We start from the raw sequence: 20763 nt of genomic DNA on the forward strand, positions 1-20763 counted from the left end.
CTGGACGGTGGCCGCGGTCAGATGGGAAAGTTCGCCTCGATGCGCTGTCCGCCGTCCGGCAGCGGGCCGCACTCCAGCGTGCCGCCCGCCAGCTCCACCTGCCGCCGCAGATCGAGCAGGTCCATGGCGGAGGTGGCGGTGAAGTGCGGCGGGCCGGCGTCGGGGCGGCCGCAGGTGTGCCGGACGCACACGCGTACCGTGCCGGGCAGCCACCGTACGAGCACCCGCGCGCCCGCTCCCGGCGCGTGCTTGCGCGCGTGCGCCAGCGCGGTCTCCACCACCACGTACGCCGTGCGCCCCACCTGGCCGGGCACCGGCGCGGGCTCGCCGTCCACCGACAGCTCGACCGGCAGCCCGTCCCTGGCCGCGTCGATGACCAGGGGCCGCAGGTCGGGCAGCGGCAGCCCGAGGTCGAAGCCCTCGCCGGTGCCGCGCCGTAACAGCGCGACCATGTGGCGCAGCTCGTCCAGCGTCTCCGTACCGGCCGCCCTGATCTCCTCAGCCGCCGCCCTGGCCCGCTCGTCACCGGTGCTCATCGCGAGCACGCCGGCCTGGAGCACCATGCGGCTGACCCGGTGGATGACGACGTCGTGCAGCTCGCCGGCCAGCCGTTCGCGCTCGATGCGCTGCTCCCGCTCGGCCAGCTCGGCGCGCAGGCGCTCCCTGACGCGGACGTAGCGGCCGTACATGACGGACAGGGCGAGCGCGGCCTCGGTGCGGCCGGCCAGCGGAAGCCGGTCGGGCAGCGCGAACACGCCGAGCGCCAGCACGGCCAGCGGGAGCCAGCGGGCGGGCGTGCGGGCGGCCGACGCGAAGGCCATCACGCCGTAGGCGGCGAACGGCAGGCGGGCGGCCAGATCGGGGCGTCGGCCACGGGAGGCGGCACGGCCGAGGGCAAGAGCACCGACAGGACGGGCAGCGCGACCGCCGTGCCCGCGCAGATCCAGGCCACGACGAGCGGCGCGCGGCGCAGCCACAGCACCGGCACCGCCGCCGCGAGCAGGATCGCCAGGACCGCGCCCCGGTGGCCGGTCGCGAGGGTCAAGCCGGCCGCGACCAGGACCGCGAGGGCGTCGATCGGTCGCGGGCGGGCACCGTCCACCGCATCATCGTACGATCACCCGCCGTGCCTGCCCACCCCTGTTCCAGTAGCCGGTCAGACCCGGGTGATCCGGACGGCGTCGGCGATGACGTAACCGGAGGCCGATGTCCAGCGGCTCACCCCGACGACGTTGTAGGTGCCGGCGTTGAGGGAGAAGGTCCCCAAGGAGCGCCAGGCGCCGCCGCCGCTGCGCTGGTCGACGGTGACCGTCCGGTTCCCGCCCGATGCGGCCACGATGTACGGCGTCGCGCTGTTGTAGCCCGCGTCGGCCGGATACCACACCTCGACCCGGTAGGTGCCCGCGCTCGGGATCGCGGCGCGGAACCACGCGGGGTCGCTGGCCGCGACCGGCTCGGCGAAGCGGTAGTCGGCTCCGTGGCGCTGCCCCGAGTACGCGGACGTGCCCCAGGACGAGCTCGCCGTGAACCCGGAGTCGGCGTTGTCCACCACGACGCTGAACCCGCTGTCGCCGTCGCCTTCCGGCGCGCGGCCCTGGCTGGGCGCGCTCTCCTGGTGGGTGCGGTTGAGCGCGGTCACGTAGTAGGTGGGCGAGGACGTCGGCGCGGGGTCGGTGAACGTCTTCTGCCTGGTCGTGCCGATGAGGTTCCTGGCGTCGGCGAACGAGCACTCGTCCGCGGTCCCGTCCACCCGGTAGACCGCGTACGCGGTGCCGGAGCCGTTCCATGCGAGCTGCACGCCGCCGCCGGAGCGGGTGGCCGAGGTGATCGACGGCGCGGCGGGCGCGGCGGCGGAGCCGCGCGCCGGCACCAGCGCCGGCCTGCCGTAGTGGTCGCGGACGACCCTGGTGAACGCGCCGATCCTGTCGGCCTTGACGTCCTTGGCGCTGAAGAAGACGTCACCGGTGATCTCGGGGTGATTGCGGTTGTCGGTGAGGTGGTCGCTCAGCTCGGCCGGGTCCTGCCAGGCGGGGTCCTGCCCGGACGCGCCCGCGCGGTAGGCGGCCTGGCCGACGACGAGCTGCACGCCGGTGCCCCTGACCACGTCGGACCACCAGGCGGTGAGCACCTCGTACGCGGCGGTGCCGAAGCCGATGTGCCAGTAGATCTGCGGCGCGAGGTAGTCGACCCAGCCCTGCTTGACCCAGGTGCGGCTGTCGGCGTAGATCGCGTCGTACGACTGCAGGCCCGAGGTGCGCGAGCCGAGCGGGTCGGTGGAGGCGTTGCGCCAGATGCCGAACGGGCTGATGCCGAACGCGACGTGCGGCTTGGCGGCGTGGATGCGCTGGTCGAGCTCGCGGACCAGGCGGTTGACGTTGTCGCGCCGCCAGTCGCCGATGTCGCCGAACGAGCCGCCGTAGCGGGCGTAGGTGTCGGCGTCGGGGATGCTCTCGCCGCTGACCGGATAGGGGTAGAAGTAGTCGTCGAGGTGCACGCCGTCCACGTCGTACCTGCTGACGGCGTCCATGATCGCGTCTTCGATGAAGTCGCGGACCTCCGGGATGCCGGGGTTGTAGTAGAGCTTGCCGCCGTAGGCGAAGCGCCAGTCCGGGTGCTGCCGCGCGGGATGCGTGGAGACCAGCCTGGACGGGTCGGCGTGGTTGGCGATCCGGTACGGGTTGAACCAGGCGTGGAACTCCAGGTTCCTGGCGTGGGCCTCGGCGACCATGAAGGCCAGCGGGTCGTAGCCGGGGTCGCGGCCCTGGGTGCCGGTCAGCCACTGGGACCATGGCTCGTACGGCGACGGCCAGAATGCGTCGGCCGTCGGCCTGACCTGCACGATCACGGCGTTCATGCGCTTGGAGACGGCGAGGTCGAGCCAGGCGCGGAACTCCGCCTGCTGTGCCGAGACGCTGAGCCCGGTGCGGCTCGGCCAGTCGATGTTGGCCACGGAGGAGATCCACATGGCGCGGAGCTGGCGCTTGGGGGTCGCGGGGTCGGGGGTGCAGGCCGCTGCCGCGGCGGAGACGGGGTTCACGAGGCTGAGGAGCGCGGCGGTGAGCGCCGCCAGGACGATACGCGGAAGCGCGGTCACGAAGGGAAGTTTCAGCGCAATTGACGGCGAGCGCAATAGTTTTCAGAAAGATCGCTATGTCAAGGCCACGCTAGAGGGAGAGAATTTTCACTTAACTCAGAAGTAATGTCAATTATCGACATTAGTCAGGAGATTGCCGTAGCGTGCTGGCGTCACGTCTGTGAACGAGGAGCCCTCCATGACTCTCGCCCGCACGCGATTAGCAGCCCTCGCCACCGCGATCCTCACCCTCATCCTCGTCGGCGCAGGCCGGCCTGGTCCCAGACCGCCGCCGAATCCCCGCTGGCCACCGCCTTCGCCAAGGCGGCGCAGACGCACGACGTACCGCGTGACCTGCTGGTCGCGCTCGCCTACGCCGAGACCCACCTCGACGGGCACGACGGCGAGCCGAGCGCCAGCGGCGGCTACGGCGTCATGCACCTGGTCAGCAACCCCACCAACCACTCGCTCGAACAGGCGGAGAAGCTCACCGGCATCCCCGCCGACAAGCTCAAGACCGACGACGCGTCCAACATCCTCGGCGGCGCGGCCGTCCTGCGCGCCCACGCCGACGCGCTCGGCCTCGACGAGACCGCGAGGAAGGACCCGGGCCGCTGGTACAAGGCCGTCGCCAAGTACGGCAACGCCAGTTCGCCCGAGCTGGCCCGCCTGTACGCCGACGCCGTCTACGAGCAGCTCGGCCTCGGCATCGACATCCGCGGCGTGCGCGTCGCGCCTCAGGAGGTCACCGCCGACCGCGGGGAGTACGCCAAGGCCCGCGACCTGAACGCGCGTGCGAGCGACAAGTCCGGCCAGGCCGCCGACGGCCCCGTCGGCATCGCCAGCCCCGACTACCCGCCCGCCGCCTGGGTCGCCGCCAGCTCCAGCAACTACCGCGTCTCCAACCGCGAGACCAGCTACAACATCGACCGCGTCGTCATCCACGTGACGCAGGGCTCCTACGCGGGCACCATCTCCTGGTTCCAGAACCCCTCCGCGCAGGTCTCCGCCCACTACGTGGTCAGGTCCTCCGACGGCGCCATCACCCAGATGGTCCGTGACAAGGACGTCGCCTGGCACGCGGGCAACTCCAGCTACAACAACCGCTCGATCGGCATCGAGCACGAGGGCTGGGTCAACGACGCCTCGTGGTTCACCGACGCCATGTACCGGTCGTCCGCCGCGCTGGTCCGCTACCTGTGCGACAAGTACGGCATTCCGAAGAACCGGACCGGCATCATCGGCCACAGCGAGGTGCCCGGCGCGACCCACACCGACCCCGGCTCGAACTGGAACTGGACCACGTACATGAACTACGTGACCGGTGGCGGCACCCCGACCTGGCAGACCACGGTCGACAACGCCACCGCCGGCCAGTTCACCGCCAGCGAGAACTGGGGCACCTCCGCCTACTCCAGCCAGCGCTACGGGACCAACTACCGCTTCGCCGAGCCGGTCGCCGCCAGCGACCCGGCCTGGTACTCCGCGACCATCCCCAGCGCCGGCACGTACCAGATCGAGGTCTGGTATCCGGCCGACCCCGGCTATAACAGCTCGGCGCCCTACATAGTGGCGACATCGAGCGGCAACCAGACCGTGTACGTCGATCAACGATCAGGCGGCGGATCCTGGCGCTCCATCGGAACCTTCTCCTTGAACGCGGGCACGTACAACGTGGTCGCCGTGAGCCGCTGGACCGGCGGCACCGGCCTCGTCATCGCCGACGCCGTCCGCATCAGCCGCTGACCCTCCAGGAACCACGGCCCGCGCCTGCTACCTCCCGGGCGCGGGCCGTCTCCTGTGCAGGCGCCGTCTTCTGCTCCCCGGCGAATCCCGCCGGCCCAGGCGCTCGGCCTGCCACCGGCGGACTGAACGGGTCAGGCGGCGGCGCCGCCGTCCACGACGTGGTCGGTGCCGACCACGAAGCTCGACTCCTCCGACGACAGCCACAGCGCGGCGGCGGCGATCTCCTCAGGCGTGGCGACCCGGCCGATCGGCAGCGCCGCCTTCATGCGGGCGTCGCGGTCCTCGCGGGTCTCGCCGGGCCGCAGGGACATGGGCGAGTCGATCGGGCCGGGGCTGAGCGCGTTGATGCGGACGCCGTCGGCGATGTGGTCGCGGGCGGCGGTCCTGGTCAGATGACTGACCGCGGCCTTGGACGCGACGTACGCGCTCGCGCCCGGCCGCCGGTAGTGCGCGCCGAGGTTGGAGGCGACGTTCACGATGACGCCGCCGCCGTGGGCCCGCATGTAGGCGATCTCGTGCTTCATCGACAGGAACACGCCCTTGAGGTTGACCGCGATGACGTCGTCCCAGGTGTCCTCGTCGTAGTCGGCGAGCGGCGCGACCGCGCCGAAGACGCCGGCCGCGTTGAGCGCGACGTCGAGGCGGCCGTAGCGGGTGGCGGCGGCCTCGACCATGCCGGCGACCGAGGCCGAGGAGGTGATGTCCACGGCGTACGCGCTCGCCCGGCCGCCGCTCCCCTCGATCTCCTTCACCAGCTCGGCGAGCCGGGCCTCGTCGCGGCCCGCGGCCAGGACGGCCGCGCCCTCCCTGGCGTACGCGAGGGCCGATGCCCGCCCCACGACTCCGCTCGCGCCCGTGACGAGCGCGACCTTCCCCTCGAACCGTCGCACCATCATTCAATACCAATCGTTCTCATATTTGCACCGCCACCATGGCCTGATCGACCGCGTCGCGCAGCCTGCGCGGGTCAGGGTCGGCCCTCGCGAGCACCTGAAGCCCCTGCAGCAGCACGAGCAGGAACCTGGCCAGGGCCTGCGGGTCCTTGCTCTCGGGGATCTCGCCCTGGGCGCGGGCCCGGGTGAGCGCGCCGGCCAGCGCGGTCTCCAGCTCCGTCCAGCTCGCCGCCACCTTCGCGAGCACGCCGGGGTCGCGGGAGGCGAACTCGACGGCCGAGTTGACCACCATGCAGCCCCGCCGCAGCTCGTCGGCCAGGCAGGTGGCCACGTACGAGTCGAGGAAGGCGCGTACGGCGGGCACCGCGGGCCCCGGCTGCGCGAGCGGGCCGATCACATCGCGCCGGCGCAGGTAGCGGTCGAGCGCCTTGACGTAGAGCTCGCGCTTGCCGCCGAACGTGGCGTAGATGCTCGCCTTGGCCACGCCGAGCCGCTCGACGAGGTCGTTCATCGAGGTCGACTCGTAGCCGCGCTCCCAGAACAGCTCCAGGGCGCGCTGCAGCGCCACGTCCGGGTCGAACTCCTTGGTCCTTGCCACGGACGTGACGCTAGCAGTATCGAGACCGATCGGTCAAAAATCTATCTGGGAGTGAGGACCCAGTCCCAAGAGCGGCTCTCCTCGTTGTCGGTGTTGGCGGCGAGCTGGGTCATCTCGGAGCCGTCCACGCTGACCAGCACCAGCCCGTTGTTGAACTCGTTCTCGCACTTGCCCGCGCAGCCGAGCGCGATGACGTGCTGGTCGTCCGCCCAGGCGAGCAGCCGCAGCACCCGCTGCCGGCGGCCACCTTGCCCGTCTCGATGTCGGTGATCCTCGTGGGCAGCCCGTCGGGGCCGAGTAGCAGGCGGCCGTCCGGCGAGAGCGCCGAATGGCGCGAGTGGCGGACATAGCGCTGCCCTTTCGGCGCGTCCGCCGTGCGGCCGTCGATCGTGTACCAGACGCGGTCGGACCTGCTGATCGTGGGGCCCCAGATCAGCTTGCCGTCGAGGCTCCAGTCGAGGTCCTGGCGGGCGTTCGCCTCGGGCTGCGAGAGGTAGGTGCGGTCCGTGGTCCGCGGCCGGGAGATGGTGGACTGACCGGAAGTCGGCAGCGGCGCCAGCTCGCGGTACTCGTACACGCCCGCCGGCACGTCGATCACGTAGTAACCGGTGCGCGGGCTGGGCTGTTTCTGGGGCATGAGCTGGCCGGGCTGGTCCTTCACGGGCTCGAAGACGTCCGGATACGACGAGTACGCGGTGGCGAGGATCTTGGTACCGTCCGGCGACCAGGCGACCGAGGCCACGTCGTGGTCCAGCTCGTACCAGTCGATGATGCTCCGGGTGTTCAGGTCGAGCACGCCCACCCGGTTGCCCATCAGGTCGCCCTCGATGACGGCCGCGACCTGGAGCCCGGGGGCGACGTCCACCCACGCGTACGGGGTCCGCGCGTAACCGCCGCTCGCCGGGTCGTACACCGACCAGGTCCGCCGCTCCCGCACCATGCCGTCCTCGGTCTTCTCCCTGGTGGTCACGTAGTACGCCGACACGGCCAGGTTCCCCGCGGCGATCAGCTTGGCCGGCGGGACGTTCCCGGTGTCGGTGCGCACGTCCGTGGGCGCGGGCGAGGGCCGGACGGGGAGCTCCACGCCCTGTGCGGGCTGGACGTCGGGCTCCTGCCGCATGGTGACGAACACGGCGACGGCCGCGATCATCGCGCCGACGAGCAGCGCGGCGCCCAGCGGCAGCCAGAGGGAGCGCCTGCCGCGCAGCGCCCGGTCGGCGAGGTCGTGCGGCACCCTGACCTCGTCGGCCCACTCATTGAACGTGTCGCGCAGCAGCCTGGTCACCTGGCCACCTCCTTCATCTCCTGGGCCAGCTCGGGGGCGATCTCGCGCAGCCGTGCCAGCGACCGGTGCGCGGTGCTGCGTACGTTGCCGACGGAGCAGCCCAGCACCCGCGCCACCTCCTGCTCCGGCAGGTCCTCGAAATAGCGCAGCACCAGCACCGCCCGCTGCCGGGCGGTGAGCCTGGCCAGGGCCGAGCGCAACATCAGGCGTAGCTCGCTCTGATGGTGGGCGTCGCGGGCCGCGCGTTCGGGCAGGATCGGCTGCACCACCTCGGGCCTGCGCACGCGCGCCCGCCACCAGCTCACCTGCTGGCGGTACATGATCTGCCTGACGTACGCCTCCGGCGCCGCCACCTGCCGCCATCTGCCCGCCAGCTTCGCCAGCGCCGTCTGCACCAGGTCTTCGGCCGCGTGCTGGTCCCCGCCGGTCAGCAGAAACCCGAGCCGCATGAGGGCAGGCGAACGATCGGCGACGAACTCGCGGAACAGTGGCTCGTCCGCGGCGTCCACGGTCACCTCCAAGGGAATCGACTATCACCCTTGCAGACGCCGTGCGGCCGCGCCGCTATGCGACCTAGCGCATGATGTCCGGGTCGTCGTCGTCCGTCATGGAGCCGAGGTGGTCCCGTACGGGCTTGTCCTCCGCGGCTCGCTGCCTGGGCACCTCCAGCAGGCCGAGCGTGTCCTGCTCGCCCCTGCGGGTGATCACCTCGTTGATGGCCTCGGTCAGCTCCCGCCTGTCGTAGTCGCCTTCCGTCAGCTCGTTGAGGTGTCCGAGCAGGTCGGCGGGCAGGCCGACGTGCCGGGACGCCTGCGCGTACACCTCTCTCATCGCGACCCGCTCGCGCCCCTGGAACGCCTCGTCGATGGCTTTGCGCAGCTCGTCGAGCACCACGTGATCCGTCATCCGCTCTCCCCCGAAGTTCCGTGGAGCAGGTCGTACGCCTGCTCCGCCACCATGTCCACCGTCACGTCGCGCACCCATGACTCCTCGTGCGGGCAGCGCTCGGCCGCGGGGTCGACGCCGTCGGCGCCGCAGGTCGGGCAGGCCGTGGTCCACGAGATCAGCGGCCGGTGCGCGGCCCTGCTGAGCGGGCCCGCGTTGATGAGGTTGCCGCACCAGTAGACGGCCACCGTAGGGGTGCCGACGGCCGCCGCCAGGTGGCGTGGGCCGGTGTCGTTCGAGATCAGCAGGTCGCAGCGCTCGTACAGGGCGGCGAGGCCGCCGATGCCGAGCACGCCGACGACGGGGATCGCGGGCCCCCGCATGGCCGCGACGACGCCCGCCACCAGGTCCTCCTCGGCGCGGGTGCCGGTCACCACAACGGGCCTGCCGGTACGGTCGGCGACCTCGGCGAAGCGCTCGACCGGCCAGCGCCGCCGCGGGTCGGTCGCGCCGGGATGCACGGCGACCAGCCCGGTGGGCGGCAGGCCGAGCGTGCGGGCCAGCTCGGCGCGGTCGGCGGCGGTCACCTCGATGCGCGGCTCGAGCCCGCCGCCCACCCCGCCCACGAGCGCCGCGACCTGGAGGAAGCGCAGCGTGTCGTGATGGTAGTGGGTGTACGGCAGCCACCGGTCGAGGCTCTCGGCCCCCGGCGCGCGCAGCCCCGCGGTCACCCTGGCCCCGAGCCGCCTGATGAACGGGTTGGAGTAGCGCCCGCCGCCGTGGATCTGCACCGCCAGGTCGAAGCGCCGGTCGCGCAGCTCGTCGTAGAGCGCGTCGGGGGCGGTGCGCCCGTTCTCGTACGTGGACACGCCGGTGATCGGCGGCAGCGCCACCACGTCGTCCACCGGTCCTGGCCGCCCGTCGAGGAACGTCGCGTGCCACGGCGTGGCGAGCAGGGTCAGCTCCGCGTCCGGGTAGGCGCGCTTGAGCGCCTCCAGCGCGGGCACCGCCATGAGGTAGTCGCCGAGCGCGTTGGCCCGCAGCACCGCGATCCGCCGCACTCCGTCGACCGGCCCGGCGTCCATCGCGAGGCCGGGCGACGCGCCCGCGTTCCCGCCCTCCGGGTCGGCCGGTACGAGCACATCGAGGTCTCCAGGGCCCTGCATAGCGGCCTGGCTACCCGCCCCCTATCGCGCCTAACTTCCCTTATGCCGGGTTTGAACAGCGCTTTTGCTGGTACTCGCCACTCATGGGCACAGACAAGATCGTCAGCGCCGTGGTCGTCGGTGACGTGATGCTCGACTCGTGGCTCCACGGCTCTGCCAAGCGCCTCGCCCAGGAAGCGCCAGTGCCCGTCATGAGCCTGGAATCCACCGAGGACGCCCCCGGTGGTGCCGCCAACACCGCCGCCAACCTCGTCGCGCTCGGGGCCGGTGTGCGGCTCGTCGGCGTCGTGGGCGACGACGAGTGCGGCGCGAAGCTCGTCGAGGCGCTGCGCCTGCACGGCGTCGGCGTGGACCTGGTGACCGTGCCCGGCCGGCGGACCGCGCACAAGCGGCGGCTGATCACCAGTGGCCAGCTCACCGCGCGCTACGACGAGGAGGACCACGCCGAGCTGCCCGAGTCGGCCGAGCGCGAGCTGCTGCGCCGGCTCGGCGACGTACTGCCGGCCGCCGACGTGGTCGTGGCCTGCGACTACGGGGGCGGCGTCTGCACCCCCGCCGTCCGCAAGGCCCTGGCGGGGCTGCCGCTGCTCATCGTGGACGCGCACGCGGTGGCCCCGTGGCGGGAGTGCGGCCCGTACGCGGTGCTGCCGAACTTCGCCGAGGTCGTCCGGCTGCTCGACGACGAGGACGAGACCGGCGACCGGCCCGCGTACCTGATGGCCAGATCGCAGCAGCTCCTTGACCTGACCGGCGCCCGCATGATCGTCACCACCCTGGACGGCGAGGGCACGCTGCTGCACCGGGCCGGGCGGCCGCCGTACCGGACCTACGCCCAGCCCGCGCCGCAGCACATGGCGACGGGCGCGGGCGACACGTTCACGGCGGCGTTCGCGCTCTGGCTGGCCGGCGGCGCGCCCCCCGAAGAGGCCGCGCGGGCCGGGCAGGCGGCGGCCGGGGTCGTCGTACGCCGCCAGGGCACCGCCGTCTGCACCCGGTACGAGCTGCTGCGCGCGCTGCGCCGCCAGGAGGGCCAGGAGGGCAGCGTGCAGCCCGCCGAGCGGCTGGCCGAGCTGCTGGACGAGCACCGGCGCAGGGGCGAGCGGGTGGTGTTCACCAACGGCTGCTTCGACGTGCTGCACCGGGGGCACGTGTCGTATCTGGAGCAGGCGAGCCGGCTCGGCGACGTGCTGGTGGTGGCGGTGAACAGCGACGCCGGCGTGGCCAGGCTCAAGGGTCCGGGACGGCCGGTCAACCCGTGCGAGGACCGCATGTCGGTGCTGGCCGCGCTCACGTTCGTGGACTACGTGACCGAGTTCGACGAGGACACCCCGGAGCGGCTGCTGCGGATGATCCGTCCCGAGCTGTACGTGAAGGGCGGCGACTACACCGCCGAGATGCTGCCGGAGGCGCCGCTCGTGCGGGCGCTGGGCGGCGAGGTGCGGGTGCTCGGCTACCTGCCCGATCACTCCACGACCGCCATCATCGGCCGCATGCGCCTGCTGCCTTGAGCGTCGTCAGACCGCGAGCACCTTGGACAGCCAGGGGCGCAGGACCGGGAGCACGGCGGCGGGCTGCATCGTGGTCATGTGATCGTGCCCGTCGAGCACCTCGACGTCCCAGCCCCGCTCGGCCAGCTCGGCGCGGTGCCGGATCAGCGGGCCGCCGATGTCCACGGTCACGCCGCCCCACTTCTGGTCGTACCGGATCTGGTCGGCCGAGCCCGCGAAGCACAGGCGCGGGCACGTGAGCCGGACCTTCGTGTCGTCGAAGTCCCGCAGGTTCTCGTAGAGGGTGACGAACTGCCGGGCCTGCTCCTCGTTCGGCAGCCCGGCGGCCGAGGACCAGGGGTCGTCGTCCTGCTCGGTCTCAGCGGCGGGCTCGGGGGCGGTGGCCAGCTCGTACGTCGCCGTCGTGACCTTGAGCATCTCCGCATACGGCCCCGCGTACGGCGGGAACCCGCCCATGGCCAGCGCGGAGATCCGGTCGGTGCGCACGGCGAGCTGGAGCCCGCTGAGCGCCAGCCACGAGTACCCGTAGTACGCGAACCGCTCGGCCCCCGCCGCGTCGGCCACGGCCAGGAAGTCGCGGGCGATGTTGTCGGGGGTGAGGGTGTCCGGCTTGGGGTGCTCCATCACGTGGCCCTGGTAGTCGAAGGCCACCACCTGGAAGGCGTCGGCGAGGCCGTCGATGAGGTTGCGCCCGAGTGCCGGGTCGTTGCCCCATGTGCGCATCTCCTCTGCCTGCTCGCCCTCCACAGGGTGTGGATCGACGGGCAGCAGCACGGCCGGTCCCGATCCGCGCACCTCCACCTCGATCGTCCTGCCGTCGTGCAGCGTCGCCCTGGACATGGCGCCCCTCCGCTAACTCGTTACGCCGTAAAGGATTGTGTGGCGACGATAGCTTATGGCGTAAAGAGTCGCAAAGGATTGGGGACGTTCACCCAGCGCATGGCCGCGCCGTCGTCGTCCAGCCAGCGCAGCAGCAGGTTGGCCTTGGCCGGCACGTACGCGGCGGCGAGCAGCTCGCGCAGCTCCTGCGGATCGCCGTAGTCCTTGGCCGCCGCCGCGAACACCGCCCTGGCCCGCGACCACAGCTCCGCCCGCACCCCCGGATGCCGGTCGGCCAGCGCACCCGCGATCTCGCACAGGTTGTTGGTCACCAGGCAGTAGACCAGCCGCTCCCACGCCCGCCGCTCGCCCAGCAGCGGGCCTCCGCCGCCTGCGTGCCGGTCGGCGACCAGCTTGACGCCCTCGTAGTCGCGGAACAGCGCCTGCCCGGGCAGCCCGGCCGCGTCCACCGCGACCAGCACGTTCTGCAGGTGGCATTCGAGCACCACCCCGTGCCGCAGGTACGCGTGCAGCACCGGCGGCACCACGTGCTCCAGGTAGCGCTGCCACCACAGCAGCGCCCCGTCGGCGTCCAGGCCGTCCAGCGGGCTGCCGGGAAAGCCCTCCGCGATCCCGGCCGCCAGCAGCGCCGTCAGCCCCGGGCGTACGTGCTCGCGCAGCCCGTCGCGGACGATCACCGCCAGCGCCTCGCCGCCGTCTCCGCCCAGCTCCACGCTGCGGTAGCCGCGGTCGCGCAGCAGCGACGGCCTGGGCAGATGTGCGGGCATGTCGTCGAAGGCCGCCTCAAGCAGGGCCGCGACCACCGGGAGGTGACGCAGGTCGTGCAGCCACAGGCGGCGTACGTCGTTCGTGATCCGCACGTCCAGGCTGAACTTGCAGAACAGGTCCGCCTCCGGCAGGTAGACGGTGCGGATCGAGGCCGTGGCCACCGCCCGCCGGATGGTACGGCCCAGCTCGGGCAGCTCCGGCAGGCCGCCGAGCAGCTCCACCTGCCAGGGATGCGCGGGCAGCGGCACCAGACCGGCCTCCCGTGTCCCGCCGAGCCGGTCGAACGCGCTCGTGTCCCCCACCTCGATCAGCTCGCTCTCGGGGACGCCCAGCAGTGTCAGCGGGAAGCTCGCCCGCGCCTCCGGCGAGTACGGCAGCCACGCCTGCGCCCCTCCGCCGCCCCTCGCCTTGGGTGCCGGGTGGTAGGGGTGGCCCGCCATCAGGGCCTGCTCGGAGCGCAGGTACAGGTCGGCGGGCGGCGTCGTGTCACTCCTGGCGGCGAGCAGCGCGGCGGTGACGTCGCGGCTGTGCAGGATCTCGGCGGGCAGCACGTCGTTGACCGCCCCGGTGCTCGCCCGCAGCTCGCCGGCGGCCACCTCGACCAGCTCGGCCAGCCCGAGCGCCCGCCACCCGCCGGCGTCACGCAGCATCGGCGCGCTCGGCCGCCGCCCGCCCTCGACCCGCAGCACGCGCCCGGTGGCCGGCAACCGGTACGCCCCCGCTCCGGCGGGCTCGGCCACCTCCCGGATGAGGCAACGCAGCAACGCCGTGATCGCCATCGCCTCGGCCTCGTCACCCACCCGCTCCAGCGCCCCTGTCGGCTCACCCGGCGCCTTGGCAGGCCCAACCGGCGGTCTGGGAGGCCCGGTCAGCGGTGTGGGAGGTCCGGTCGGCGACGTGGCCCGCCCCTCCTGCGGCCCGGCAGGCCCAACCGGCCGTCCGGCAAGCGCGTCCGGCGACCCTGCGGGCTCAGTCGCGCGTCCGGCGGGCTCGGGTCGCGGTTCGGTGGGGTCGTCCCGTGTGCGCACGGGGGCATCGCCCGGGCCCGCGAGGTCATGTGGCGGGTCGGCGGATAGGGACGGATCGTCGGTAGTCGCCATGGCGACCGTACTCCTACCCTTTTGTCCCCGTTGGTGCCCACGGGGTAGCCGACGGGTTGGAGACGGGGAAGGCGGAGATCATGGGCGCCGTGATGAGGCCGGTGGAAGCGGAGTTCGCCGAGGAGCTGGCCCGCGTACGGCCTAAGCTGTCCGGCCGCTACACCGCCGCACTGCCCGGCGCGCGGGCCGCCGTCATGGGACGGCTGTGGCGGGGACTGCTGTACGAGCCGCTGCCGGGCCTGTCGGCGGCCGGGCCCGGGTGCGTGGTGCTCACCGACGGACGCAAGCTCACCGGGCCCGAGCGGCGGCCGTACGACGTGCGCGACGAGCCCGTACTGCACCTCGACGGACACCCGCACACCCACCCGGCCGCGCTGCTCGACGCGCTCGCCCTGCCCGGCACCGCCGCCCTGATCGCAGATCTGGACAACAGCGTCGCCTCGCTCGCGCTCTCCAGAGCCGGAGCCCCGGCCCGGCCCGCCGCGACGCCCGAGGAGCACGAGCAGGCCGTGATCGACGGCCATCCCTACCATCCGGGCTGCCGCAACCGCCCCGGCGTGTCGGTGGCCGAGCAGCTCGCGTACATGCCCGAGCACCGCCCCATCGTCCGCCTCGACCTGCTGGCGGTGCCCGCCCGCGACTGCCTCGTCACCGGTCCGTGGCCGGACTCCCTCAGGGACGGCGACCGGCTGCTGCTGCCCGTGCATCCGTGGCAGAGCGCGCATGTCCTCGCCGGGCTGGGGCTGCGGCCGCACGCGACCGGGGTGATCCCCGCGCGCCCGCTCATGGCCGTACGCACGCTCGCCCCGCTCGACGGCGGGCCGCATCTCAAGACGGCCTTCTCCACCCGCATGACCTCGGACGTCAGGGACATCTCCCCCGGCTCCGTACGCGACTGCGTGCCCCTGTCCGGCCTGCTCACCACAGTGGCCGCGCGCTGCGGCGGCGGGCTGCGCATCGCCCGCTACCTGGCGGGCGCGGCCGGTCCGATCGACGGACGGCCGAGCGCCGATGTGTCGATCATGCTCCGCGATCCCACGCCCGAGCCCGAACCCGGGACCGGCCCAGGCACCGTCCTCCCGCTCGCCGCCCTCGCCCTCGCCGTCCGCCCGCTCGCCGCCCGGCCCCTCGCCGCCCGGCCCCTCACCGCCCCCGAGGGACCCGCATCGCCCGGCCACGAGTTCCCCGGCCCCGCCGCGCCCGCGCTCTGCGCCGTCGCGCGGGAGCCGGTGGCGTGGCTGACCGCGTTCGCACGACTGGCCTGGGAGTCGGCCCTGGGCATGCTGGCCTGCGGGATCGCCATGGAGGCGCACGGCCAGAACCTGCTGGTGGCGCTGGACGGCGGCGGCCGGCCGTACCGGCTGATCTACCGCGATCTCGCCGACGTCAGAATCAGCCCCGCGAGGCTCGCCCGCCACGGCGTCGAGACCCCGCCGGTGAGCGCGCGGCTGCTCAGCGACGACCCGGCCGTCCTGCACGCGAAGCTGTTCGGCTCGCTGATCGGCACCACGTTCGGCAGCCTGATCTCCGCCTTCGGGCAGGGCGACAGGGCCGCAGAGGCGAAGCTGTGGCAGGTCGTGGCCACGGCCGCCCGTGACGCGGCCGGGTCGCTGCCGGCCGCCGACCGCGCCGCGCTGTTCGGTGAACGGCTCCCGGCCAAGGCCCACCTGCTGGCCCGCATGGAGGGCGCGGGCGACCGCTGGACCACGCTGCCGAACCCGCTCATCGGAACTCTTTGACGCGAAGTGCCTATCGCCGTGCCCGCCGGGGAAGGAAGATGGGCACCGGCTCACGCGCCCCATGTTCTGAGAGGGGGGCTCGCGATGATGCAACTGTCCGTCCGGCTCGTTCCCATCGATCACACGACCCTGGTGATCACCCTGACCGGCGAGCTGGACCGTACCACCCGGCCCGTGCTGGCCTCGTTTCTCGACCCCGTGCCCAAATCGCCGCTCACGCACGTGCTGGTCGCGGCGGGCGACCTGTGGTTCTGCGATCTCAGCGGCATCGAACGGCTCGCGCTCACCCACCGCGCGCTGCGGGCCAAGGGCGGGCACCTGGCCGTCGCCGGGGCCCGCCCGCCGCTGCGCCGCCTCATCGCGCTGATGGGCGAGCAGGCGGACGCGGCGATCCCGGTGTTCGCCACCATGGCGGAGGCCCTCGCGGCGGCCGGCGTGGCCGCGTACCGCCCGGCAGGCCCCGCCCGCCGCCATCTCCCCCGCCTCCGCACCGTGCAGCCGGCTCCCCGCCGCCCCCGCTGAACACCGTCCCAAGCGCCCCGGCCCTCGCTGACCGCCGCACACCCCTAAAGCCCCCGCCGACCACCGTCCCAAGCGCCCCGGCCCTCGCTGACCGCCGCGCGCACCTCACAAGCCCCCGCCGACCACCGCAAACGCCTCGCCACCCCACCCCCGCCGAGCCTCGTACCGTGGACCGGTCGCTGCGTCCGGCGGCGGGGCGTGAAAGCATCGGCTAAAAGACCGGGCGAGTGCTTGGGGAGGCAGCGGTGGCGGACGAGTTCGATGTGATCGTGATCGGCGCCGGGCCCGCAGGAGAGAACGTGGTGGACCGCGCCGTGCGCGGCGGGCTGACCGCCGCCATCGTCGAGGAGCGCCTGGCCGGCGGCGAGTGCTCCTACTGGGCGTGTGTCCCCAGTAAGACGCTGCTGCGGCCGGTCGATCTCGCGGCGGATGTGGCCAGGGTGCCGGGGATGACGCTGGGCGAGATCGACGTGCGGAAGGTGCTGGCCAGGCGGGACGAGGCGGTGTCCGGCTACGACGACGGCGGGCAGGTGCGCTGGATCGAGAGCGTTCCTGCCGAGTTCGTACGGGGCCGCGGCAGGCTCGACGGCCCCAAGCGGGTGCGGGTCACCACGGAGGACGGCGACGAGCGCGTGCTGACCGCCCGCCAGGCCGTCGTGCTCGCCACCGGCAGCACCGCCGCCGTGCCGCCCGTGCCGGGCCTGGCCGAGGCGAAGCCGTGGACGAGCCACGAGGTGACGGCGGCATCCTCGATCCCGGAGCGGCTGGTGGTGCTGGGCGGCGGCGTGGTCGCCTGCGAGATGGCGCAGGCCATGCACGGGCTGGGCGCCCGCCAGACGACGATCGTGGTACGCGGGGACCGCCTGCTCGGCCGCATGGAGCCGTTCGCCGGCGAGCTGGTCGCGCAGTCGTTCGCGGAGTCCGGCATCGACGTGCGCTTCAACACGAGCATGGAACGCGTCGAGCGGCCGGAGCCCGGCGGCAAGGTCACCGTGCACCTGAGCGACGGCCCGCCGATCGAGGCCGACGAGCTGCTGGTCGCCACGGGCCGCAACGTCGCCACCCGCGGGCTCGGCCTCGACACGGTCGGCCTGCCGGACGACACCCCCGTCGAGGTGGACGACAGCATGCGGGCCACCGGCGTGCCCGAGGGCTGGCTGTACGCCGTGGGTGACGTCAACGGCCGGGCGCTGCTCACGCACATGGGCAAGTACCAGGCGCGGATCTGCGGCGACGTGATCGCCGCCAGGGCGCGCGGCGACGAGCTGCCCGCGATGCGCGACCTGGCCTACGGCTACGGCTCGCCCCAGGTCGTCTTCACCGACCCGCAGGTCTGCGCGGTGGGCCGCACGGAGGAGCAGGCCCGCGCCGACGGCTTCCGGGTGCGGGCGGTCGAGTACGACATGGGCGCGGTCACCGGGGCGTACCTGCTGGGCGACGGCTACCGCGGCAAGGCCAAGGCCGTGGTGGACGAGGACAGGAAGGTGCTGCTCGGCGTCACGTTCGCGGGTCCCGGCGCGGCTGAGCTGCTGCACGCGGCCACGATCGCGGTGACGGCCGAGGTGCCGCTCGACCGGCTCTGGCACGCGGTGCCGTCGTTCCCGACGGTGAGCGAGATCTGGCTGCGGCTGCTGGAGACGTACGGGCTGTGAAACCTCACCCGGTGGCGCGCCCGGCGGCACCGGGCCGCTCATCGGGCACCGTCCGCTGCCCGGACGGGTGCTCAGACGAATGCTCCGCCGGGTGCCCGGACGGGTGCTCTGACGGGTGCCCGGGCGGGTGCTCTGATGGGTGCAGGGCCAGCTCGGTCAGCGTTTCGGCCACGCTGTCGCGCAGCTCCACGTGCGGCAGCAGGCCGGTCAGCCGCAGCACGGTGAGCAGGTGGGCGCTGGGCCGGACGAGGATGATCCGGCCGCTGCCCCCTTCCTCCTCCATGCGCTGCATGACCATGCCGAGCACGCCGATGATCGAGGCGTCGTAGAAGTCGAGGTCGGCCAGGTCGAACACGAGAACGGGGCCGACCGACCAGTTCCACACGATGTCGACGCAGGAGCTGAAGCGCTCGCGGCCGGCATGGTCGAGCACGCCGGCGGCACGGACGACCGTGCAGTGGAGGTGCCGGGTCGTCTCGATCAGCAATCCGCTCCTGCTCACAGATAGACACTGCCCACAGAGCGGCGTTCTCACAGGTGATCGCCGATTCGAGGGGCCGCAGGTGACGGAACGGGCATGATTCGCCCGCCGCGCCAGGCCCGCCAAATGCGGCGGAATGAGCATATCCCGGCCTTGAGACGCGCGTGCGTCAGTCGGACTGCGTGCCCGATTCCAGCGTCGGCACGCAGTCGGGGGACGGCCCGAGCAGCACCAGCAGTGGCGACCCGGACGGGCCCGGCAGCACCAGCTCGGTCACGTTCCCCTGCTCGCTCTGGTCCGGCGCCCCCAGGTCGCCGTCCCTGATGCTGAGCACCCGCTCCACCCTGGGCGCGGCCGAGTGCAGCAGCTTCCTGGTGGCGTGTCGCAGCCAGCGCAGCTCGCTGTTGACCCGTCGCCAGGTCGCGGGGATCATGCTGACCGCCTCCGCACGGGTGCCGAGCCGCAGGATGATCTTCTCCTTGGAGCCGAACCGGTCCTTGAGCACGGGGTTCACGACGAACATGCCCGATCGCAGCGCCCGCCTGCCCTGCCGGTGGGCGTTCGCCAGCCCGCCCGCGCTGATCAGCCCGTACAGCTCGCAGCGTGACCCGTCGAGCGTGTCGGGGTCGTAGTCCACCGGGGGCGGCTCCTCGAAGACGACCTTGTCCAGCCGCACGCCGGCCGCGCCGTCCGCGGCGACCCGCCCGGAGACGGCGTCGCGCACGTCCGGGTGCACGCCGTCGCCCTCGATGATGTCCAGCACCTCGATGCAGATGAGGCCGTCGTCGGGGATCTCCTCGGGCGTGAGGTCGAAGGCGACCTTGGCGTGCGCCCTGCGGCCGCGCAGCAGCACGCACTGCCGCATCCGGCCCTGGGACCTGATCTGGACGAAGCGCGGCACGGGCCCGACCGGCTCGGCCCGTCCCTCGTGCCAGCCGCTGACCGACCGCTCGTCGGTGGACAGGGAGACGTGCACCCGCAGCGGCCGTCCCTGCGCCGACACCTTGAACCCGGCCAGCCCCGACGTCTCGAACCTGCCCACGATCTGCGTGCCTCGGCGCAGCCGGTCGGTCACCTGGAGCGCGGCGACCTTGCCGCTGTTCAGGTGGACGGGCGGGATGGCGGGAAGGATCACCGGGTCGACGTCGGTGACCGATCCTGTGCTGCTCATCGGGTGTTCCTCCAGGGGGTGCACGTGATGTCCTGATCGTGGAAGTCGAAGCGGGTGAGCATGGGGTCGCGCCGCTCCCACAGCCGGGCCACGGCGCCGAAGAGGGGGTCTCCGTCGGGCTCGACGTGCCGCAGGTTGACGGCGAGCACGCGTGCGTAGTCGTCGCCCTGCTCCCAGTGGGGCAGGAGCTGGCTAGGCACGTCCGCGCCGCAGCGGCGCAGCCAGAGCCAGAGCCTGGCGCGCTCGCGCTGCTCCGGCCCGAGGATGCTCTCGCCCTTGGCGTGCCTGGCGATGGCCTCGGCGAGCAGTGCGCGCAGCTCCGACGGGGTGGCCGGAGCGTGGACGGCGCCGCACGCGCGGCCCTCCGACCAGCCGGCCTGGATGACGGGGATGCCGAACGCGGGCAGGTCGCTCTCGCCGAATGTGACCGCCGCGTCGGTCATGCTCCACAGCAGGTTCGCAGACAGCCGGCCGTCCACCCGGCGGACGCGGGAGTGGCCGGTGACGGGGTCGTGGAAGAGCCAGTTGGCGGACTCGTCGCAGGAGGCGAACTGAGTGAGCGCGCCGAACATCCGGTCGTCGCGGCCCGGCGCGTGGGCGTGGACGGTGATCGTGGGGCGGTCGGGGTCGAGGCCGAGCCTGGCGCAGCCGTAGTGGCGGAGCTGGCGGCGCTCGGTCTCCGTACGGACCTGGTAGCTGCGCCGCGCCCGCCGGGTGGCCCGCTCGGCGCCCGGCCTGATCTCGTGGCGCCGTGGCCAGACGTGCCGCTCGAAGAACGCGCCGACCCTGGCGGGCAGCTCCTCGTCGATCGAGCAGGCCCCGTGGTCGGGGAAGAGCGCGTACGCCTGGAGCGAGCCCTTGCCGTGCACGTGGACGACGGGGATCTCCCTGGGCACCGAGCGGTCGGCCACCGTGGTGACCACGGCGGCGGGCGGCTGGTCGGGTGTGGTGTCGGTGGCGCCGAAGGCCACGGCCAGCCGGGCCCATTCGGGGCGGGTGCGGGCGACCAGCCGCGTCCCCAGCAGCGCGCAGAGCGCCCGCGCCACCAGCAGCGTCCTCGCCACAGCCCGCAGGTCCTCGTCGTACGCCTCGACCGCGACGTATCCGTCACCGCCCGGGCCGTCTCCCCAGCAGGTCCTGGCGGCGGCGAGCAGCCGGTCGACGTGCTCACCTTCCCCGACGTGACGCATAAGCCCCTCCACCAAGGCGCAGGAAGAAATGGCCTGGTAGACGTTGCCAGTCCGGGCCGGGGGACACGGTGGCCGACACGCATCCTTGCCCGCGGCTTGGGGGAATCTCAGCCGCCACAGGAGATCACTCGGACCGCAGCAGCCTC

General features: G+C 72.9%; 19 protein-coding genes. 5 read left to right on the top strand and 14 right to left on the bottom strand.

Annotation, left to right across the window (positions count from 1 at the left end):
* Positions 1–17 precede the first annotated feature (17 nt).
* The 3 genes from ACFMQL_RS11915 to ACFMQL_RS11925 are packed head-to-tail and all read right to left on the bottom strand — an operon-like array spanning position 18 to position 3094.
* On the bottom strand, positions 18–821 hold the full coding sequence (locus ACFMQL_RS11915; protein ID WP_378785677.1) for a sensor histidine kinase: 804 nt from the start codon (positions 819–821) through the stop codon (positions 18–20).
* A complete protein-coding gene (locus ACFMQL_RS11920) occupies positions 821–1102 on the bottom strand; it encodes a hypothetical protein (protein ID WP_378785678.1) in 282 nt (93 codons plus the stop codon). Before ACFMQL_RS11920 ends, ACFMQL_RS11915 begins: the two co-directional genes overlap by 1 nt.
* Before the next feature lie 54 nt (positions 1103–1156).
* A complete protein-coding gene (locus ACFMQL_RS11925) occupies positions 1157–3094 on the bottom strand; it encodes a family 10 glycosylhydrolase (protein ID WP_364063761.1) in 1938 nt (645 codons plus the stop codon).
* A gap of 105 nt (positions 3095–3199) precedes the next feature.
* Between ACFMQL_RS11925 and ACFMQL_RS11930 the strand changes: the two genes are divergently transcribed.
* Positions 3200–4819, top strand: coding sequence for an N-acetylmuramoyl-L-alanine amidase (locus ACFMQL_RS11930; protein WP_378785680.1), 1620 nt, complete (start codon positions 3200–3202; stop codon positions 4817–4819).
* 131 nt (positions 4820–4950) lie between these two features.
* Here ACFMQL_RS11930 and ACFMQL_RS11935 read toward each other — a convergent pair whose 3' ends face one another.
* The 6 genes from ACFMQL_RS11935 to ACFMQL_RS11960 all read right to left on the bottom strand — a co-directional run bounded on the left by ACFMQL_RS11935 (position 4951) and on the right by ACFMQL_RS11960 (position 9646).
* Positions 4951–5715: an SDR family oxidoreductase gene (locus tag ACFMQL_RS11935; protein ID WP_364063767.1), complete on the bottom strand. Its 765-nt coding sequence runs from the start codon at positions 5713–5715 to the stop codon at positions 4951–4953.
* A 16-nt stretch (positions 5716–5731) separates the two neighbouring features.
* Positions 5732–6310, bottom strand: coding sequence for a TetR/AcrR family transcriptional regulator (locus ACFMQL_RS11940; protein ID WP_378785683.1), 579 nt, complete (start codon positions 6308–6310; stop codon positions 5732–5734).
* A 109-nt stretch (positions 6311–6419) separates the two neighbouring features.
* The gene (locus tag ACFMQL_RS11945) at positions 6420–7595 is read right to left on the bottom strand and encodes a hypothetical protein (protein WP_378785685.1); all 1176 of its coding nucleotides are present in this window, start codon (positions 7593–7595) and stop codon (positions 6420–6422) included.
* Entirely contained in the window at positions 7592–8104 is a 513-nt protein-coding gene (locus tag ACFMQL_RS11950; protein WP_364063776.1) for a SigE family RNA polymerase sigma factor, read from the bottom strand. Before ACFMQL_RS11950 ends, ACFMQL_RS11945 begins: the two co-directional genes overlap by 4 nt.
* 64 nt (positions 8105–8168) lie before the next feature.
* Positions 8169–8501 (bottom strand): hypothetical protein, encoded by a 333-nt coding sequence (locus ACFMQL_RS11955; protein ID WP_364063778.1) that lies wholly within the window; start codon positions 8499–8501, stop codon positions 8169–8171.
* Positions 8498–9646: a glycosyltransferase family 9 protein gene (locus tag ACFMQL_RS11960; protein WP_364063781.1), complete on the bottom strand. Its 1149-nt coding sequence runs from the start codon at positions 9644–9646 to the stop codon at positions 8498–8500. The genes ACFMQL_RS11955 and ACFMQL_RS11960 overlap by 4 nt, the downstream gene beginning before the upstream one ends.
* Positions 9647–9729: 83 nt before the next feature.
* Here ACFMQL_RS11960 and rfaE2 point away from each other — a divergent pair, with 83 nt between their 5' ends.
* On the top strand, positions 9730–11154 hold the full coding sequence (gene rfaE2 / locus ACFMQL_RS11965) for a D-glycero-beta-D-manno-heptose 1-phosphate adenylyltransferase (RefSeq protein ID WP_378785687.1): 1425 nt from the start codon (positions 9730–9732) through the stop codon (positions 11152–11154).
* A 6-nt stretch (positions 11155–11160) separates the two neighbouring features.
* Here rfaE2 and ACFMQL_RS11970 read toward each other — a convergent pair whose 3' ends face one another.
* A complete protein-coding gene (locus tag ACFMQL_RS11970; RefSeq protein WP_378785689.1) occupies positions 11161–11994 on the bottom strand; it encodes an alpha/beta fold hydrolase in 834 nt (277 codons plus the stop codon).
* 53 nt (positions 11995–12047) lie between these two features.
* Positions 12048–13562 (bottom strand): IucA/IucC family C-terminal-domain containing protein, encoded by a 1515-nt coding sequence (locus ACFMQL_RS11975; RefSeq protein ID WP_364063788.1) that lies wholly within the window; start codon positions 13560–13562, stop codon positions 12048–12050.
* Between the two features lie 380 nt (positions 13563–13942).
* On the opposite strand from ACFMQL_RS11975, the gene ACFMQL_RS11980 reads away from it, so the two are divergent.
* The 3 genes from ACFMQL_RS11980 to ACFMQL_RS11990 all read left to right on the top strand — a co-directional run bounded on the left by ACFMQL_RS11980 (position 13943) and on the right by ACFMQL_RS11990 (position 17775).
* Positions 13943–15601, top strand: coding sequence for an IucA/IucC family C-terminal-domain containing protein (locus ACFMQL_RS11980; RefSeq protein WP_378785691.1), 1659 nt, complete (start codon positions 13943–13945; stop codon positions 15599–15601).
* Positions 15602–15685: 84 nt separating this feature from the next.
* The gene (locus ACFMQL_RS11985) at positions 15686–16123 is read left to right on the top strand and encodes an STAS domain-containing protein (protein ID WP_364063794.1); all 438 of its coding nucleotides are present in this window, start codon (positions 15686–15688) and stop codon (positions 16121–16123) included.
* Positions 16124–16368: 245 nt separating this feature from the next.
* Positions 16369–17775 (top strand): dihydrolipoyl dehydrogenase family protein, encoded by a 1407-nt coding sequence (locus ACFMQL_RS11990; RefSeq protein WP_378785693.1) that lies wholly within the window; start codon positions 16369–16371, stop codon positions 17773–17775.
* 4 nt (positions 17776–17779) lie between these two features.
* Here the strand turns inward: ACFMQL_RS11990 and ACFMQL_RS11995 are convergent, their stop codons facing one another.
* The 3 genes from ACFMQL_RS11995 to ACFMQL_RS12005 form a co-directional block, all read right to left on the bottom strand.
* A complete protein-coding gene (locus ACFMQL_RS11995) occupies positions 17780–18277 on the bottom strand; it encodes an STAS domain-containing protein (protein WP_364063800.1) in 498 nt (165 codons plus the stop codon).
* Between the two features lie 148 nt (positions 18278–18425).
* Positions 18426–19427 carry a hypothetical protein gene (locus tag ACFMQL_RS12000; protein WP_378785695.1) on the bottom strand — a complete coding sequence of 334 codons (1002 nt, stop codon included), beginning with the start codon at positions 19425–19427 and terminating at the stop codon, positions 18426–18428.
* On the bottom strand, positions 19424–20617 hold the full coding sequence (locus ACFMQL_RS12005) for a hypothetical protein (protein WP_378785696.1): 1194 nt from the start codon (positions 20615–20617) through the stop codon (positions 19424–19426). The genes ACFMQL_RS12000 and ACFMQL_RS12005 overlap by 4 nt, the downstream gene beginning before the upstream one ends.
* Positions 20618–20763 lie beyond the last annotated feature (146 nt).

Origin of the sequence: Nonomuraea fastidiosa (genome assembly GCF_042751225.1) — a bacterium.
GTDB classification, from domain to species: Bacteria; Actinomycetota; Actinomycetes; order Streptosporangiales; family Streptosporangiaceae; genus Nonomuraea; species Nonomuraea fastidiosa.